The sequence below is a fragment of the Streptomyces sp. NBC_00209 genome, from assembly GCF_045206345.1.
Classification (GTDB): domain Bacteria; phylum Actinomycetota; class Actinomycetes; order Streptomycetales; family Streptomycetaceae; genus Streptomyces.
This window is the reverse complement of the sequence record NZ_CP108121.1, coordinates 4,185,390-4,199,901: the sequence shown is the minus strand read 5'-3', so window position 1 is coordinate 4,199,901 and position 14,512 is coordinate 4,185,390. Positions and strand designations below refer to the sequence as shown.

General features: G+C 72.2%; 17 protein-coding genes. 9 read left to right on the top strand and 8 right to left on the bottom strand.

Annotated features, from left to right (window positions below; genetic code table 11):
- Window positions 1-7 precede the first annotated feature (7 nt).
- Complete coding sequence (locus OG867_RS19120; protein WP_406291052.1) at window positions 8-847, top strand: helix-turn-helix domain-containing protein; 840 nt, start codon at window positions 8-10, stop codon at window positions 845-847.
- Window positions 804-1,076: a DUF397 domain-containing protein gene (locus OG867_RS19115; protein WP_406286897.1), complete on the top strand. Its 273-nt coding sequence runs from the start codon at window positions 804-806 to the stop codon at window positions 1,074-1,076. Before OG867_RS19120 ends, OG867_RS19115 begins: the two co-directional genes overlap by 44 nt.
- On the opposite strand, the gene OG867_RS19110 is transcribed toward OG867_RS19115, so the two are convergent.
- Entirely contained in the window at window positions 1,063-1,503 is a 441-nt protein-coding gene (locus OG867_RS19110; protein ID WP_406286894.1) for a nucleoside deaminase, read from the bottom strand. The two genes, OG867_RS19115 and OG867_RS19110, sit on opposite strands and share 14 nt — an antisense overlap.
- Complete coding sequence (locus OG867_RS19105) at window positions 1,500-2,351, bottom strand: TIGR03619 family F420-dependent LLM class oxidoreductase (protein ID WP_406291050.1); 852 nt, start codon at window positions 2,349-2,351, stop codon at window positions 1,500-1,502. The genes OG867_RS19110 and OG867_RS19105 overlap by 4 nt, the downstream gene beginning before the upstream one ends.
- Window positions 2,352-2,445: 94 nt before the next feature.
- Between OG867_RS19105 and OG867_RS19100 the strand changes: the two genes are divergently transcribed.
- A complete protein-coding gene (locus OG867_RS19100; RefSeq protein ID WP_406286892.1) occupies window positions 2,446-2,910 on the top strand; it encodes an Lrp/AsnC family transcriptional regulator in 465 nt (154 codons plus the stop codon).
- A gap of 75 nt (window positions 2,911-2,985) precedes the next feature.
- On the opposite strand, the gene OG867_RS19095 is transcribed toward OG867_RS19100, so the two are convergent.
- The 4 genes from OG867_RS19095 to OG867_RS19080 all read right to left on the bottom strand — a co-directional run bounded on the left by OG867_RS19095 (window position 2,986) and on the right by OG867_RS19080 (window position 6,643).
- On the bottom strand, window positions 2,986-3,183 hold the full coding sequence (locus OG867_RS19095) for a hypothetical protein (protein WP_328900620.1): 198 nt from the start codon (window positions 3,181-3,183) through the stop codon (window positions 2,986-2,988).
- A gap of 87 nt (window positions 3,184-3,270) precedes the next feature.
- Window positions 3,271-4,164, bottom strand: a complete 894-nt coding sequence (locus OG867_RS19090) for an SDR family oxidoreductase (protein WP_406286888.1) — start codon at window positions 4,162-4,164, stop codon at window positions 3,271-3,273.
- Complete coding sequence (locus OG867_RS19085; protein ID WP_406286886.1) at window positions 4,161-5,120, bottom strand: alpha/beta fold hydrolase; 960 nt, start codon at window positions 5,118-5,120, stop codon at window positions 4,161-4,163. Before OG867_RS19085 ends, OG867_RS19090 begins: the two co-directional genes overlap by 4 nt.
- On the bottom strand, window positions 5,117-6,643 hold the full coding sequence (locus OG867_RS19080; RefSeq protein ID WP_406286883.1) for a flavin-containing monooxygenase: 1,527 nt from the start codon (window positions 6,641-6,643) through the stop codon (window positions 5,117-5,119). Before OG867_RS19080 ends, OG867_RS19085 begins: the two co-directional genes overlap by 4 nt.
- Window positions 6,644-6,837: 194 nt before the next feature.
- Between OG867_RS19080 and OG867_RS19075 the strand changes: the two genes are divergently transcribed.
- From OG867_RS19075 to OG867_RS19065, 3 genes are all read left to right on the top strand, one after another.
- Entirely contained in the window at window positions 6,838-7,479 is a 642-nt protein-coding gene (locus OG867_RS19075) for a MerR family transcriptional regulator (protein WP_406291047.1), read from the top strand.
- 62 nt (window positions 7,480-7,541) lie between these two features.
- Window positions 7,542-9,959 carry an MFS transporter gene (locus tag OG867_RS19070; protein WP_406286880.1) on the top strand — a complete coding sequence of 806 codons (2,418 nt, stop codon included), beginning with the start codon at window positions 7,542-7,544 and terminating at the stop codon, window positions 9,957-9,959.
- 51 nt (window positions 9,960-10,010) lie between these two features.
- Entirely contained in the window at window positions 10,011-10,580 is a 570-nt protein-coding gene (locus OG867_RS19065; protein ID WP_406286878.1) for an SMI1/KNR4 family protein, read from the top strand.
- 28 nt (window positions 10,581-10,608) lie between these two features.
- Here the strand turns inward: OG867_RS19065 and OG867_RS19060 are convergent, their stop codons facing one another.
- Window positions 10,609-11,424 (bottom strand): exodeoxyribonuclease III, encoded by an 816-nt coding sequence (locus tag OG867_RS19060; RefSeq protein ID WP_406286876.1) that lies wholly within the window; start codon window positions 11,422-11,424, stop codon window positions 10,609-10,611.
- 118 nt (window positions 11,425-11,542) lie between these two features.
- Between OG867_RS19060 and OG867_RS19055 the strand changes: the two genes are divergently transcribed.
- On the top strand, window positions 11,543-12,037 hold the full coding sequence (locus tag OG867_RS19055; RefSeq protein ID WP_406286874.1) for a GNAT family N-acetyltransferase: 495 nt from the start codon (window positions 11,543-11,545) through the stop codon (window positions 12,035-12,037).
- A gap of 15 nt (window positions 12,038-12,052) precedes the next feature.
- Here OG867_RS19055 and OG867_RS19050 read toward each other — a convergent pair whose 3' ends face one another.
- The gene (locus OG867_RS19050; RefSeq protein ID WP_406286871.1) at window positions 12,053-12,469 is read right to left on the bottom strand and encodes a hypothetical protein; all 417 of its coding nucleotides are present in this window, start codon (window positions 12,467-12,469) and stop codon (window positions 12,053-12,055) included.
- Window positions 12,470-12,623: 154 nt separating this feature from the next.
- On the opposite strand from OG867_RS19050, the gene OG867_RS19045 reads away from it, so the two are divergent.
- Window positions 12,624-13,871, top strand: a complete 1,248-nt coding sequence (locus tag OG867_RS19045; RefSeq protein WP_406286869.1) for a histidine kinase — start codon at window positions 12,624-12,626, stop codon at window positions 13,869-13,871.
- Window positions 13,856-14,503 carry a response regulator gene (locus OG867_RS19040; protein ID WP_406286866.1) on the top strand — a complete coding sequence of 216 codons (648 nt, stop codon included), beginning with the start codon at window positions 13,856-13,858 and terminating at the stop codon, window positions 14,501-14,503. The genes OG867_RS19045 and OG867_RS19040 overlap by 16 nt, the downstream gene beginning before the upstream one ends.
- The last annotated feature ends 9 nt before the right edge of the window (window positions 14,504-14,512 follow it).

Here is a 14,512-nt window from a genome sequence, read left to right as displayed (position 1 = left end):
GGCGGGAGTGTCCCAGTTCTACGGGAAGGAGCTGCGGTACCACCGGGAGGCGGCGGGCCTGACCCTGGAGAAGCTGTCGGAGGGCAGCTACTACGGGATCGGCCTGCTCAGCGCGATCGAGCACGGCGGCCGAGGCATGCCGATGGACCTCGCGGTGCATGTGGACCGCAAGCTGGGCACGGACTTCTTCGTTCGGCGTTGTGAAGACGTGCAGGAGGCCCGACGCAGGGGCCACGCTGAGTACTTCGCGCGCGTGCTGGAGGCGGAGAAGCAGGCGCTGACGATCGAGGAGTGGTCGCCCACCCTCATTCCTGGGCTGCTCCAGACGGAGGCGTACATTCGCGCGCTGTTTCGCGGCGAACGCTTGCAGGAACTCCCGGAGGAGACCGACGAGAAGGTCAAGGCTCGGCTGGCACGGGCACAGATCTTCGAGGACAACCAGCTCACCCCCGAGTACTGGGTGATCCTGCCCGAGGCCCTGCTGTGGAACGCCGTCCTGCCGCCGGAGCAGATGGCCGAACAGCTCGACCACATTGCCGCACTCATCAAGCGCGGCCGGATCTTTGTACAGATCATCCCGTGGAAAACCGGTGCGCATCCGCTCATGCAAAGCAGCATCATGGTGCTCGACTTCGCGGACGCTCCGCCGCTCGTCTACATGGAGGGCCAGCACCACGGCCAGACCGTCGACGATCCGGGCCTCGTGAAGCAGTACCGGAGATCGTACGATCTCCTGAGGGCCGTCGCCTCGCCGCTGGAGGCGTCCCTGGCCATGATCGAGGCTGCGGCAGAGGAATACCGAAATGGCGCCCATCCAGCACGACTTGACCGCCGCGATCTGGCGTAAGAGCAGCTACAGCAACACCAGCGGCGGGAACTGCCTGGAGGTGGCCGAGGGGTACGCCCTGTGGCGTAAGAGCAGCTACAGCAACAGCAGCGGCGGCGACTGCCTAGAGGTGGCCGACGGCCACCCCGGGCTCGTCCCCGTCCGTGACTCCAAGCGGCCCGACGGGCCCGCGCTCGTCGTCAACGCCGCCGCCTGGGCGCCGTTCATCGCATCCGTCAAGGCCGTGTGACGCGGTAGTACGGCTCCACCACTGCCCGTACCTCTTCCAGCAGCGCCGGTCCCTCCTGCGGTACGGGAGGGCGGCCGCTGCCCGGGCGGATGGTCAGCAACTGATCGCCGGAGAGGGCGAAGACCACTCGGCCAAGCCCCGCCTGCTGGATGACCGCCGCGCACATCGTGCAGGGCTCGCAGCTGGTGTACATCGTCGTGGCGGCGGCCGTCGCCGCGTCCAGCTCCCGCGCGGCCCAGCGGGCCAGCTTCAGTTCGGGGTGGGCGGTGATGTCCCGGTCGGTGAGGGTCGTGTTGCGGTCCTCCGCGAGCACCGTGCCGTCCGGGGCCGCGAGCAGCGACCCGTACGGCGGGTTGCCGCTCTCGCGGGCCTCGGCCGCGAGAGCGATGGCGCGCCGGAGAAGGGGGTGGTCGGCGGTCGTGGTCATGACTGCTCCGTTGTCGAGAGGTGGGCGGCCACCGTGGCCAGGGCCTGGCGGGCGGGCTGGGGGCGGGACGTCTCGCTCGGGTCGCCGTGGTACGGGTCGAGGACGACGGTGTCGGCGCCCAGGAGCCGCAGCGCGTCCAGGTCGTCCATGATCTGGTCGATCGTGCCCTCGCCCGCGAGGCGTTCGGGCCCGTCGACCGGTGACGCGGTGAGCCGGAGCGCGATCCGGGGCGCGAACGCGGGGACTGCGGCTTCCTGTTCGGACGCGGAGGCCCGAAGCCGGTCCGCCGCCTCGCGGAGCCACGGCATCGTGCAGCGCAGGGGGTGCCAGGCGTCCCCGAACCGTACGGCCCGCCGCAGGCCCGCGTCGCTGTTGCCGCCGACCCAGACCGGGATGCGCCGGTTCCCGTAGGCGGCGGTGTCCGCCCACGCTCCCCGGAGGTCCCGCAGGACGTCGTCCGTGAGGCGTCCGCGCCGCTCGAACGGGATGCCGAGGGCCGCGAACTCCTGCCGGGCCCAGCCCACTCCCACACCCAGGACGAACCGTCCACCGCTGAGCGCGTCCAGGTTGGCCGCCATGCGGGCGGTCAGCAGGGGGTGGCGGTAGGGGGCGATGAGCACCGTCGTGCCGAGGCGGACGCGGGTGGTGAGGGCCGCGAGCCAGGACAGGGTGGTGAAGGGCTCGTAGAAGGGGGCCGGATAGCGCTCGGCGACGTCGGGCGTGATGGCCACGTGGTCGGAGAGCATCAGCAGGTCGAAGCCCAGGCCCTCCACGGTCTGCGCCCAGTCGCGCAGGACGCCGGGGTCGGTGCCGGGGCCGAAATTGGGGACGTTCACGCCGATCTTCACGCCGTCGAGCCTAGCCACGGCGACCCGCCTCCTTGAAGGGATTCCCGTCTGTTCAGCGGCAGTTCGGCCGCGAATATCCCGGTAATCTGACCGGATGACCGGGAATCTCGACTCGACGGACTGGGCGATCCTGGACGAGCTCCAGCGGGACGGCCGGATCGCCTTCACGGAGCTGGCGCGGCGGGTGAACCTGAGCGCGTCGGCGACGACGGAACGGGTGCGGCGGCTGGAAGCGGCCGGGATCGTGACGGGCTACCGCGCGGAGGTGGACCTCGAACGGGCCGGATACGTGGCGCTCGCGGTGGTCCGGCTCAAGTACCCCGGCAGTCGGCACGAACCGCTGCGGCGGATGCTCGGGGAGCGTACGGAGATCCTGGAGTGCCTGCGTACCACCGGGGACGACTGCTACGTCCTGAAGGTGGCGGCCACCTCGATGGCGCATCTGGAGGAGATCGTGGACGAGCTGGCCGAGTTCGGGAGTACGACGACGAATCTCGTGTTCAGCCGGACGCTGCCGTTCCGGGGTCCGAGCGAGCCCCGGGAGCGCCCCCGTCCATGACGTCCGGGCGCGGCACACGCGAAGGGGCGCGCCCGGACGAATCCGGACACGCCCCTCGGCGTCACCGCGCGGCCGTTACCGGTCGAAGCGCTCGCTCGCCTCGTCCTGGGCGCGCTGGGCGGCGCCCTTCGCGCGGTCGCGGCCCTGCTGGCCGGCGTCCTTCGCGCGGTCGCGGCCCTGGCCCTGGCCCTGGCGCTGGCGGTCCTTGGTCTCGTCCTGCGCCTGGCCGGAGAGGTTCTTGGCCTTGTCCTTGAACTGGTCGGCGATCGCCATGCTGTTCACTCCTATGTGATGCGTGGGGGTTTGGCCCCGGTGGGGCCTCGACCAGATTCACACGGCCGACCACGCTCCGCATGTCGATCACTCACGCTGCGTGTGCGCGGCGCGTTCCTGCTGGTCAGCGGCGCCTCCCGCACCGACGAGGCCCTTGCTCATGCCCTCCATGCGCGGGCCGATGCGGCGCATCTCGCGCTGGCCGACGACGCCGATGAGGGTCGGCAGGTAGCCGCGTACGGACTGCATGCCGCGCAACCACCACTGGGCGTAGACGTGGGCGGAGCGGCGCTCGATCCCGGCGACGATGCGGTCCACGGCGGGGCCGAGGGGGTACGTGCGGTTGGTGGGCCAGGGCAGCCGCTTGCGGAGGTCGCGCATGACGTCGTCCTCGTCGGCGCCGCGCACCATGTCGGTGTCGGTCCAGGAGAGGTAGCCGACGCCGACCTTCACACCCTTGTAGCCGACTTCGGCGCGCAGGCTGTGCGCGAACGCCTCGACGCCCGACTTGGAGGCGCAGTAGGCGCTCATCATCGGGGCCGGGGTCATCGCGGCGAGGGACGCGATCTGGAGGAAGTAGCCGCGGCTCTCCATCAGCACGGGCAGGAAGGCGCGAGCCGTCACCGCGCCGCCGATGAGGTTGACCTCGATGACGCGGCGCCAGGCGACCGGGTCGGAGTCGACCAGGGGGCCTCCGGTGGCGACGCCCGCGTTGGCGACGACGATGTCGACCTTCCCGAAGCGCGCCTTGACGTCCTGCGCGACGCGGGCCATCGCGTCGTGATCGGTGACGTCGGCGTGCCAGTGGTCGCTTTCACCGTGGAGGCGGGCCGAAACCTTCTTCAGCTCGTCGGGTTCGAGGCCGACGAGGGCGAGGATCGCGCCCCGGGCGGAGAGCTTGCGGGCGAGGAGTTCACCGACGCCCCGTGCCGCGCCGGTGACGACGACGACCTGTCCTTCGAGACTTCCCGTGCCGCTCATGCGACCTCCTCCTTGCCCTCGATGTCTGTAGTACCCCGGCCGTCCCGGTCCGGGCCGCCCGGAAGGTAGGCGGTCACCAGTTCCCTTATCTTCGCCGTGACGAGCTCCGGCGCCTCGACGGGCGTCATGTGCCCCATGCCCGTCAGTTCGGTGAGGCCGAGGCAGTCGGGCAGCGCGGCCGCGAGGGCGCGGGCGTGGACGGGCGGGGTGAGCCGGTCCTCCGTACCCGCGATGATCGCGGTGGGCACCCGCAGCTCCCGTACGCCCTCGTCCAGATCGAGTTCGGCGAGGACGTTCCCCCACGCGACCCGGGGTATGCGCGGGCAGGCGTGCACGATGCGGGCGCAGGTGTCGACCCGGTCGGGGGCCGAACCGGCGCCCATCGTCCCGTACTTCAGTAGCCGCCGGGAGACCGGCGTGACCGGTCCGAGCGGGGCGCGCGCGCCGAGGACCGCGCGGGTGAGGCGGGTGCGTACGGCTCCGGGGCGCATCGGCACGACGAGCGACTCGGCGAGGAGCCGGGAGCTTCCGGTGCTGCACAGCAGGACGGCGACGGCGTGCTCGCGCAGCTGGGGGCGGCGGGAGGCGGCCATGATGGTCATGCCGCCCATGGAGTGCCCGGCGAGAACCGCCTTCTCGCCGGGGGCGAGGGTCGCGGCGAGCACGGCTTCGAGGTCGTCGGCGAGGGCGTCCGTGCTGTAGCCGTCGCGGGCCGCGGCGGGCGAGGTGCCGTGGCCGCGCTGGTCGTAGACGATGACGCGGTGGTCGACGGCCAGGTCCCGTATCTGGGCGTCCCAGAAGCTGGTGTTGCAGGTCCAGCCGTGGGAAAGGACGACGGCGGGCGCGCCCTCCTGTCCGTGGATCTCGACGTGTACCCGGGAGCCGTCGGCGGAAACGGCGAGGAGTTCGCGGGCGGCCACGGGGCGGCGGCCGGCGACGGGCAGGGGACGGCTCATCGGACGGCCTCCTCGGAGACGGTGTCACCGGACGTGCGCGGGGCGGGGACGGTCGGGCGCAGGACCTGGTATTCGGACACGTCGACGGTCCGGGTGGCCTTGCGGAACTCGGCGGTGGTGCCGGGCCAGACGGTGGTGTTGCGGCCGTTGGCGTCCAGGTACCAACTGGTGCAGCCGCCGGTGTTCCAGACGGTGCGCTTCATGCGGTCCTGGACGCGGCGGTTCCAGGTGTTGACGGCGGAGGGGCGGGCGTCGAGGGCCGCCTTGCCGCCGAGGAGGTTCAGCTGGCGCAGGTAGTCCGCCATGTAGTTCAGCTGGGACTCGATCATGAGGATCATCGAGGAGTTCCCGAGCCCGGTGTTGGGGCCGATGATCGTCATCCAGTTCGGGAAGCCGGCCGCGCTGGCGCCGCGCAGGGCCTGCATGCCGTCCTTCCAGGACTCGGTGAGCGTGATCCCGTCGGCGCCGACGACGCGTTCGGCGATCGGCATGTCGGTGACGTGGAATCCGGTGCCGAAGATGATCGCGTCGACCTCGGTCTCCGTACCGTCCGACGCGACGAGCGTGCTGCCGCGGACCTCGGCGAGGCCGGAGGCGACGACGTCGACATTGGGCTGGGCGAGGGCCGGGTAGTACGTGCTCGACAGCAGGATGCGCTTGCAGCCGATGCGGTACGAGGGGGTCAGCTTGGCGCGCAGGGCGGGGTCCTTGATGGCACGGGCCATGTTGGACTTGGCTATGCGCTCGACCAGGCCGAGCTGGTCGGGGTGCTTGGTGAAGGCGCTGACCTGCAACTCCCGGATGCCCCAGAGGAGTCCGCGGCGGGCGGTGCCGGTGGCGGGCAGGGCGCGGTGGAGCTTGCGCTCCAGGCCGCTGATCTTCCGGTCCATGCGGGGCATGACCCAGGGCGGGGTGCGCTGGAAGAGCGTCAGCTTCCCGACCTTCGGCTGGATCGCGGGCACGATCTGGATGGCGGAGGCGCCGGTGCCGATCATCGCGACGCGCTTGCCGGTGAGGTCGGCGTCGTGGTCCCAGCGGGCGGAGTGGAAGACCTTGCCGGGGAAGTCGGCGAGCCCCGGGATGTCGGGCATCTTCGGGTCGGAGAGCGGCCCGGTCGCGGAGACGACGACGTCCGCCACGATGGTGGTCCCGTTGGCGCTGTCGATGATCCAGTGCAGCTCGTCGTTGTCCCAGCGCATCTGCTTCACCTCGTGGTTGAGGCGCAGATGGGCGCGGAGCCCGAAGGTGTCGGCGACGTGCTCCAGGTAGGCGCGGATGTGCTCCTGCCCGGAGAAGGTGCGCGGCCACTCGGGGTTGGGGGCGAACGAGAAGGAGTACAGGTGGGACGGTACGTCGCAGGCGCAGCCGGGGTAGCTGTTGTCGCGCCAGGTGCCGCCGACGGAACCGGCGCGCTCCAGGATCACGAAATCGGTGATGCCTTCGCGTCGCAGCCGGACCGCGGCACCGAGGCCCCCGAATCCGGATCCGATCACCGCCACGCGTACATGCTCGTGCTGGGCCATGCTGCCGCCTCCCGCGGTACGTCACACGACTCTGCCAGCAATCACTGGCATGGTTGGGAGGGTAGAGCAGCGGAGTACCGATGGGTAGGGGGCGGACGAGGGAAAGTTACCCCCGGTACAACCTGGGGCCCGCGCCCTGGGGAGGCGGATAGGCTGCGGGGGTGGCAGAAGGACCCGAGCACCGCGAGTACCGCATGGAGGAGCTGGCCAAGGAGGCCGGCATCCCCGTGCGGACCGTGCGCTTCTACCGTGAGCGCGGCCTGATCTCGCCGCCCCGGCGCGAGGGCCGCATCGCCTGGTACGACGACCACCACCTGGCCCGCCTGCGCACGATCACGGGCCTCCTGGAACGCGGCCACACCCTGACCGGCATCGCCGATCTCGCCCGTACGTTCGAGAGCGGCCGCGATGTCGCGGAGGTGCTGGGCCTGGGCGAGCCGTCCGAGGAGACCCCGGTCCACCTGACGCCCGAGCAGCTGGCGGACTACTTCGAGGGCGAGTCCACGCCGGAGAACCTGGCGCTGGCGATGGAGCTGGGCTACCTGGGGACGGACGGCACGGAGATCGTCCACATCAGCCGCCGCCTGCTGGACGTTTCGGCCGAGCTGGTACGGGAAGGCGTGCCGCTCTCCGCGGTCCTCTCAACGGGCCGCCACGTCCGCCACCACGCGGAGGCCCTGGCGGACCTGTTCGTGTCGGTGCTCCAGGAGTACGGCGCGGAGATGGATCCGGAACCACCCCAACTGCGCCCGCTGGCACGGGCGGTGGTGGACGCGGAGCTGTCGATGGCGCTGGACCGTCGGTTGCGGCGGAAGCCGACGGAGGAGCCCGGGTAGATCCGGTGCGGATCTCCGGCTTTCCGCCCCCCGTACCGGCCGCCCCCGGCTAGGTTGCCGGGATGAAGCCGCTGACCGCCGAGGACCCCACGCGCATCGGCCCCTACCGCCTGATCGCGCGCCTGGGCGCGGGCGGGATGGGACTCGTCTACCTCGGCCGCTCGGACGTCGGCCGCACGGTCGCGGTGAAGGTCGTGCAGCGCGAGTACGCGGCGCAGGCGGAGTTCCGCAAGCGCTTCGCGCGCGAGGTGGCGGCGGCCCGGCGGGTGGGCGGGAGATGGACGGCGGACGTCCTCGGCGCGGACACCGGGGCCGAAGTACCGTGGGTGGCCACGCAGTACGTACCGGGTCCCGATCTGACGACGGTGGTCGGGGCGGACTACGGCCCGCTGCCCGAGCACTCGGTGCGCGTCCTGGCGAACCGCCTCGCCCTCGCGCTGGAGGCCGTGCACGGGGCGGAGCTCATCCACCGCGACCTGAAGCCGTCCAACGTGCTGGTGACGGTGGACGGGCCGCGGGTCATCGACTTCGGCATCGCCCGCGCGATGGACAACCTGCCGGACGGCAGCCTGCTCACCCGTCCGGGCATGCTGATCGGTTCACCGGGTTTCATGTCCCCGGAACAGGTAAGGGGCCTCGAACTCACTCCGGCCAGTGATGTGTTCTGCCTGGGCGCGGTCCTGGTGTACGCGGCGACGGGCCGCCTTCTCTTCGGCGCCGCGGACACCGGTCTGAACGCGCACCTGTTCCGGATCGCGGAGGAAGAACCCGATCTGACGGACGTCCCGGAGGCGTTGCTCCCCCTCGTACGCGCCTGCCTGGCGAAGGAACCGGCGGCCCGGCCCACCCCGGAGGAGATCGCCGCCCGCACGTCCGGGGACGAGGACGCGGTGTGGCTGCCGGGCGAGGTGCTGGCGGAACTGGGGCGTCGCTCGGCGCGGCTGCTGGACTACGTGCCGGAGGCGCGGGAGCCGGCGCCCGCCGGACCGGGGCCGGAGGCGCGGGAGGCGGCGTCCGCCGGACCGGGGCCGGAGACGCGGGAGGCGGCGTCCGCCGGACCGGGGCCGGAGGCGCCCGGTGCCGGGGCCTCTTCCGCTTCTGCCGTGACGGAGCCGGTCGCCTCTCCCGCGTACCCGCCGACGACTCCCGCGTACCCGCCCGGCGCGTCCCGTATGCGGGGCCTCGCCATGATCGTGGTGGCGCAACTGGCGGTGCTGGCCGGGGCGGAGCTCGGGAACCCGGCCGGTCCCGACGGAGGGGCGGCGCCCTATCCCACCTCCGCGCCCGTCTCGTACGCCTTCGCGGTCGCGTTCGCCGCCATGCTGGTGCCCGGTGGCCATATCGCGGACCGGGTGGGCCGCAGGCGGTCGCTGATCACCGGTGTGACGGGCTTCGCGGCGTCCGGGGTGCTCTGCGGGCTCGCCCTGCTGGCCGGTGCCCCGCCACTGCTCCTCGCGGGCCGCGCTCTGCAGGGCGGGTTCGGCGCGCTGGCGACGGCGGGGGCGCTGGCGACGGTGGCGGCGTCGCGGGGCGGAGGGGGCCGGGGCTTCGGTGCCTACGCGGCGGTGAGCGCGTGCGGTCCGATGCTCGGGCTGCTGGGGAGCGATGCCCTGTGGTTCATGGCCAGGGGACCGCTCACGGCCGTGGCACCGGCGCTCGCGCTGCTGGCCCTGACGGGTGCGCGGACGCTGCCGCCGGACTCCCCGGCCCGGACGGACGGCGTGGCGGCCGACCTGCCGGGCGCGCTGCTGGGCTTCCTGGGGGCGGGGGCGGCCATGTACGGCCTGGTGGGGGTCCCGTCGGCGGGCCGGGTGGACGGCGACGCAGTCGTCGGGCTGGGCGTGGGCATCGCACTGCTGATCGCGTTCGCGGCGCGGCAGCGGGCGGCGGCGGCCCCGTTGCTTCCGCCGTACGTCCTCCGGGACCGCGGGCGGCGGGGCGGCTTCCTGACGATGGGCCTGGTCGGCTTCAGCATCCTCAGCCTGCTGCCGCCGCTGACCGGCATCATGGGCGAGGCGTTCGACGACTCGGCGCCGTGGAAGGGGCCGATGCTGCCGATGCTGGTGGCGGTGGCGGTCGGCGGCGGCTGGATCGCGCCGCGCCTGCTGCGCGACGGCATGACACCGGCGCGCACGGCGGTGACGGGCCTGCCGGCGACGGCGGTCGGGGTGGCGCTGGGCATCGTCGCCATCGAGACCGGCAGCGGTTACGCCGCCATGTCGGCCTGTCTGATCGTGGCAGGCATCGGCATCGGCCTCACCCTCACCGCGCTCTTCACAGCCACGCTGACCGACCTCACCCCCCGCCACTCCGGCGCGACGGCGGGCGCCCTGATGACCACCCTGTTCCTGACCGCAGCCCTGGGCACCGCGCTGTACACCCTGCTCGACGGCCCCCCGTGGTGGGCCGCGCTGTGCATGCTCCTGGCGGCGGTGACGGCGGGGCGGATGCTGCGGACGCCGGGGGGTGGGCGGGTGTAGGGGGCGGTCCGCCGGGGCGACCGGGGCGGGGGCGTACTACAGTCCCCGCTCGTGACCGATGCCGCGCACCGCACCGCCGCAGACGACGACGCGCTTGTGGAGCGGCTGCGTGCCCTCGCGTGGGGCACTGAGAAGGCGCACCCCGCTGCCCGCTGCCTTCCGGACCGGCCCTTCCCGCCTCTCACGGGGACGGAGGTAGACCGCGCCGAACGCAGCCTCGGCCACCCCCTGCCCGGACTGCTCCGCCGCGTCTACACCGAGGTGGGCGACGGAGGGTTCGGCCCCGAAGGCGGCCTCGCGTCGCTGACGCCCCGGCGCGTTCCGCACTGGCCGGTCCCGGACTGGCCCTGCGCGACGACCGCCCACGCCGGACGGACGGAGTCGGGACCACCGGCATCGTGGCTCTTCCTCACGGATGGCGGCTGCACCATGGAGTGGTACGTCTCGCTCACCGCCGTCGACCACCCGGTCCTGCTCTGGGACGCCGACGGCTGGGAGCCGGACCGGGGCGAGGACCCCCACGACGGACTGCGGTACGCGGCACCGTCGTTGAGGCAGTGGCTCTGGACCTGGGCGGACGGCGGCAACGTCTGGGACGACGTACTGGCCCACACCGAGTAGGGCGCGGCGCCCTCGCCGTACCCCGCTCCTACTGCTCGTACACCACCGTCACCGGCGCGTGGTCGCTCCACCGCTCGCCGTGGGTGGCGGCCCGCTCCACCCACGCCTTCACGGCACGGGCGGCGAGGCCGGGGGTCGCGACCTGGTAGTCGATGCGCCAGCCGGTGTCGTTGTCGAACGCGCGCCCCCGGTACGACCACCACGAGTACGGGCCCTCGACATCCGGGTGCAGGGCGCGTACGACGTCGACGTACGCGGCCTCCTCGAACACCCGGGTCAGCCACGCGCGCTCCTCGGGGAGGAAGCCGGAGTTCTTGCGGTTGGCGCGCCAGTTCTTGAGGTCGGCCTCCTGGTGGGCGATGTTCCAGTCACCGCAGACGACGACCTCGCGACCCTCGGCGGCGGCGCGGGCCTTCAGCCCGACGAGGTAGGGCAGGAAGGCGGCCATGAAGCGCTCCTTCTCGTCCTGCCGCTCGGTGCCGACCTCACCGGAGGGCAGGTACAGGCTCGCGACCGTGACGCCGGGCAGGTCGATCTCGACGTACCGCCCGCTCGTGTCGAACTCCTCGCACCCGGCGTGCCCGTACCCGCCGAAACCGATCTGTACGCGCTCGGGGGCGCGCCGCGAGTAGAGGGAGACCCCGGCCCGCCCCTTGGCGGCGGCCGGCGCGTGGACGGTGTGCCAGCCCTCGGGGTCACGTACGTCCGCGGGCAGCTGCTCGGGCTCGGCGCGCACTTCCTGGAGGCAGATCACGTCGGCGTCGGTCTGCGCCAGCCACTCGACGAAGCCCTTCTTGGCGGCGGCGCGGAGTCCGTTTACATTCACGGAGGTCACGGTGAGCAAAACATGCTCCTCAAAATCACAGGCACTCGGAGACTGCTACGCACACTGTCGGAGGTCACAGTGAGCATTCCGGCACGATACCGACCAACGCATGCCGCATACATGTACGATGCCTCGCATGAATATCCACGTCCGGGCCTTCGACCACCCCGATGCCGTCAAACTCAACGATCGCGTGCAGCTCGAATACGCGGAGCGCTACGGCGACGAGGGCGATGTCACACCCCTGGACGCCACGATGTTCGACCCGCCTCACGGCCTGTACCTGATCGCGTACGACGCGTCGGACCAGCCGGTCGCCACGGGCGGCTGGCGCTCACAGGAGCGCAACGAGGAGGGCTACTCGGACAGCGACGCCGAGCTGAAGCGGATGTACGTCATACCAGAGGGCCGCGGCCTGGGCCTCGCCCGCCGCATCCTGGCCGCCCTGGAAGCGGACGCCCGCGCTGCGGGCCGCACCCGCATGGTCCTGGAAACCGGCGACCGCCAGCCGGAGGCCATCGCCCTGTACCTCTCCAGCGGCTACACCCCGTGCGAAAAGTTCGGCCACTACCGCACCTACCCCAACAGCCGCTGCTTCGCGAAGCCGCTGCGGGGGAACGGCACGGCCTGAGGGGGCACCCTTCCCTCAACCCGCCTTGGGAAAGGCCGCCTTCAGGGCCGTCCCCCGGGTGAGGAACGCGACGCGGATCACCGGCAGCATGCACAGCGTCTGCGTCACCGCGTACCAGGGCGGGCAGACGCCCGGGATCAGGTCGACGCCGATGATGGCGATGGGCATGATCACCGCAAGGGTGCTCACGCGGTCGAAGGCGCGGCGGGAGCCCCCGGTGGCCGAGGCCGTGATGCGGAGCAGGACGTACGCGATCACCGGCAGCAGGACCGCGCGGACCCACATGAAGGTGTTCACCGTGTGACCCGTGGCGGCCACCACGACGACCGCCCCGAGGGCGGTGGCGGTGAGTGCGCCGTAGAGCGTGATGCTCCGGCGCGCCGATGCGAGGGCCCTCAGGGCCTCGGGCTGAAGGTTCGTGTTCGTGGTCATGGTGACGACGCTACGAAGCGCTGATCCGGCACGGTATGCGTCTGGGCGCACAAGGGGGTGGGTCCAGACCCACTCCTCGCCCGAGCGGCGCCTCCGAGCCCTCCGCCCGGTGCAGAGTGGGGACATCGGGACGGACGCGGAGAGGCAGCGGGCGATGAGAGTGCTGGGGTCGTGGGCGGCCGGGGCGGGTATCGGGTTCGTACGGGCGGGCGCCGTCGCCGCCGTCACACTGCTGATCCCGGCCGTGTGGGCGGGCGCGGTGGCGTGGGGCATCGCGTGGGGCGCGGCGAACCCCTGGTCGTGGGTCGGGCCGTTGGTGCTGGGGTGCGTGGGAACGCTCGCCCTGACGCGCCCCGTGTGCCGGGCGGTCCGCGCGCTGGTCGCCCGCTGGTCCGGGACCGGGATCCCCTCCGGCTACCGGACCGCCCCGCCGGTGACACGCATGGCCACCGGCTTCTGGTGGAACGGCTTCGACTACCACCGCACCCAGCGGGACGCCGTCATGGACCAGCGGTGGCGGCTGCGCTGGAAGGACCCGGCGAACTGGCGCGACCTGCGGTTCACGGCGATCGCCCCGTTCACGGCGGGGATCGTGGCGTGCGTGCCACTCGCGGGGGTGGTGTGGGGTGCCGTCGGGCTGGGAACGGGCCGACCGGTCCGGCTCCTCGGCCTCCTCGTGACCGTCGCCTCTTCCCCGTACGCCTGGCGGGCAGTCACCCCGGTCGCGGTCCGTTTCCTGCGGCCGTCCGCCAGGATGGCGCTCGCGGACCGGGTGGACGAACTCACGGGGCAGCGGGCCGATGCGACGGTGGCTCAGGCAGCGGAGATCCGCCGGATCGAACGGGATCTGCACGACGGGGCGCAGGCCCGGCTCGTCGCGCTCGGGATGTCCCTGGCCACGGTGGAGAAGCTGATGGAAACCGACCCGGACCGGGCCAGGGCGCTGATGCGCGAGGCAAGGGCGGGCGCCACCGCCTCGCTGGCCGAACTGCGCGACCTGGTGCACGGGATCAACCCGCCCGTGCTCAACGACCGGGGCCTGGTCGACGCCGTACGCGCTCTCGCCCTCGACAGCCCTCTCGAAACAGAGGTCGTCGCGGACGCGCCGAGGCGGCTGGACGCGCCCGTCGAGTCGGCCGTCTACTTCGGCATCGCCGAGCTGCTGACCAACGCGGTCAAGCACGCCCGTGCGACGCGGATGCGGATCTCCCTCGCGCAGGACGGGACCGGCCTGGTCGTGGAGGCGGAGGACGACGGGCGCGGCGGTGCGGTCGTCCGTGAGGGCGGCGGACTCGCGGGGCTGCGGCGGCGCCTCGCGGTGTTCGACGGCAGCCTGGAGGTCACGAGTCCGGCCGGCGGGCCGACCCGCGCGAGGATCATGGTGCCATGCGAATCGTTGTAGCCGAGGACCTGTATCTCCTGCGCGACGGCATGGTCCGTCTCATCGAGGCGTACGGACACGAGGTGGTGGGTACGGCCACGACCGGGCCGGAGACGCTGGCCGCCCTGCGCGAGTTTCGCCCGGACGTGGCGGTGGTAGACGTCCGCATGCCGCCGACGCAGACCGACGAGGGCCTGCGCGCGGCCCTCGCCGCCCGCGCCGAGATGCCGGGGCTGCCCGTCCTGATCCTGTCCCAGTACGTGGAGCAGCTGTACGCCCGCGAGTTGCTGGCCGACGGGGCGGGAGGCGTCGGCTACTTCCTGAAGGAGAGCGTGTTCGACGCGGACCAGTTCATCGACGCGCTGGAACGGGTCGCGGCCGGCGGCACGGCCATGGACCCGACGGTCATCGCGAAGCTCCTGTCCAGCGGCTCGTCGCACCGCCGCCTCGACAAACTCACCGAGCGCGAGCACGAGGTCCTGGCCCTGATGGCCGAGGGCCTCTCCAACCAGGCCATCGCGGCCCGCCTGTTCCTCAGCGACAGCGCGATCAGCAAGTACACGACGTCCCTGTTCGGCAAGCTGGGCATCACGGACGACGACGCGACCAACCGCCGCGTACTGGCGGTGCTGGCGTACCTGAACAACCCCTGACGGATCCCG

What these genes read in the sequence shown, in the direction of transcription:
- OG867_RS19115 (WP_406286897.1), top strand. Translation starts at nt 804, where the DNA reads ATGGCGCCCATCCAGCACGACTTGACCGCCGCGATCTGGCGTAAGAGC.
- OG867_RS19110 (WP_406286894.1), bottom strand. Translation starts at nt 1,503, where the DNA reads ATGACCACGACCGCCGACCACCCCCTTCTCCGGCGCGCCATCGCTCTC.
- OG867_RS19100 (WP_406286892.1), top strand. Translation starts at nt 2,446, where the DNA reads ATGACCGGGAATCTCGACTCGACGGACTGGGCGATCCTGGACGAGCTC.
- OG867_RS19095 (WP_328900620.1), bottom strand. Translation starts at nt 3,183, where the DNA reads ATGGCGATCGCCGACCAGTTCAAGGACAAGGCCAAGAACCTCTCCGGC.
- OG867_RS19090 (WP_406286888.1), bottom strand. Translation starts at nt 4,164, where the DNA reads ATGAGCGGCACGGGAAGTCTCGAAGGACAGGTCGTCGTCGTCACCGGC.
- OG867_RS19085 (WP_406286886.1), bottom strand. Translation starts at nt 5,120, where the DNA reads ATGAGCCGTCCCCTGCCCGTCGCCGGCCGCCGCCCCGTGGCCGCCCGC.
- OG867_RS19080 (WP_406286883.1), bottom strand. Translation starts at nt 6,643, where the DNA reads ATGGCCCAGCACGAGCATGTACGCGTGGCGGTGATCGGATCCGGATTC.
- OG867_RS19075 (WP_406291047.1), top strand. Translation starts at nt 6,838, where the DNA reads ATGGAGGAGCTGGCCAAGGAGGCCGGCATCCCCGTGCGGACCGTGCGC.
- OG867_RS19070 (WP_406286880.1), top strand. Translation starts at nt 7,542, where the DNA reads ATGAAGCCGCTGACCGCCGAGGACCCCACGCGCATCGGCCCCTACCGC.
- OG867_RS19055 (WP_406286874.1), top strand. Translation starts at nt 11,543, where the DNA reads ATGAATATCCACGTCCGGGCCTTCGACCACCCCGATGCCGTCAAACTC.
- OG867_RS19050 (WP_406286871.1), bottom strand. Translation starts at nt 12,469, where the DNA reads ATGACCACGAACACGAACCTTCAGCCCGAGGCCCTGAGGGCCCTCGCA.
- OG867_RS19045 (WP_406286869.1), top strand. Translation starts at nt 12,624, where the DNA reads ATGAGAGTGCTGGGGTCGTGGGCGGCCGGGGCGGGTATCGGGTTCGTA.
- OG867_RS19040 (WP_406286866.1), top strand. Translation starts at nt 13,856, where the DNA reads ATGCGAATCGTTGTAGCCGAGGACCTGTATCTCCTGCGCGACGGCATG.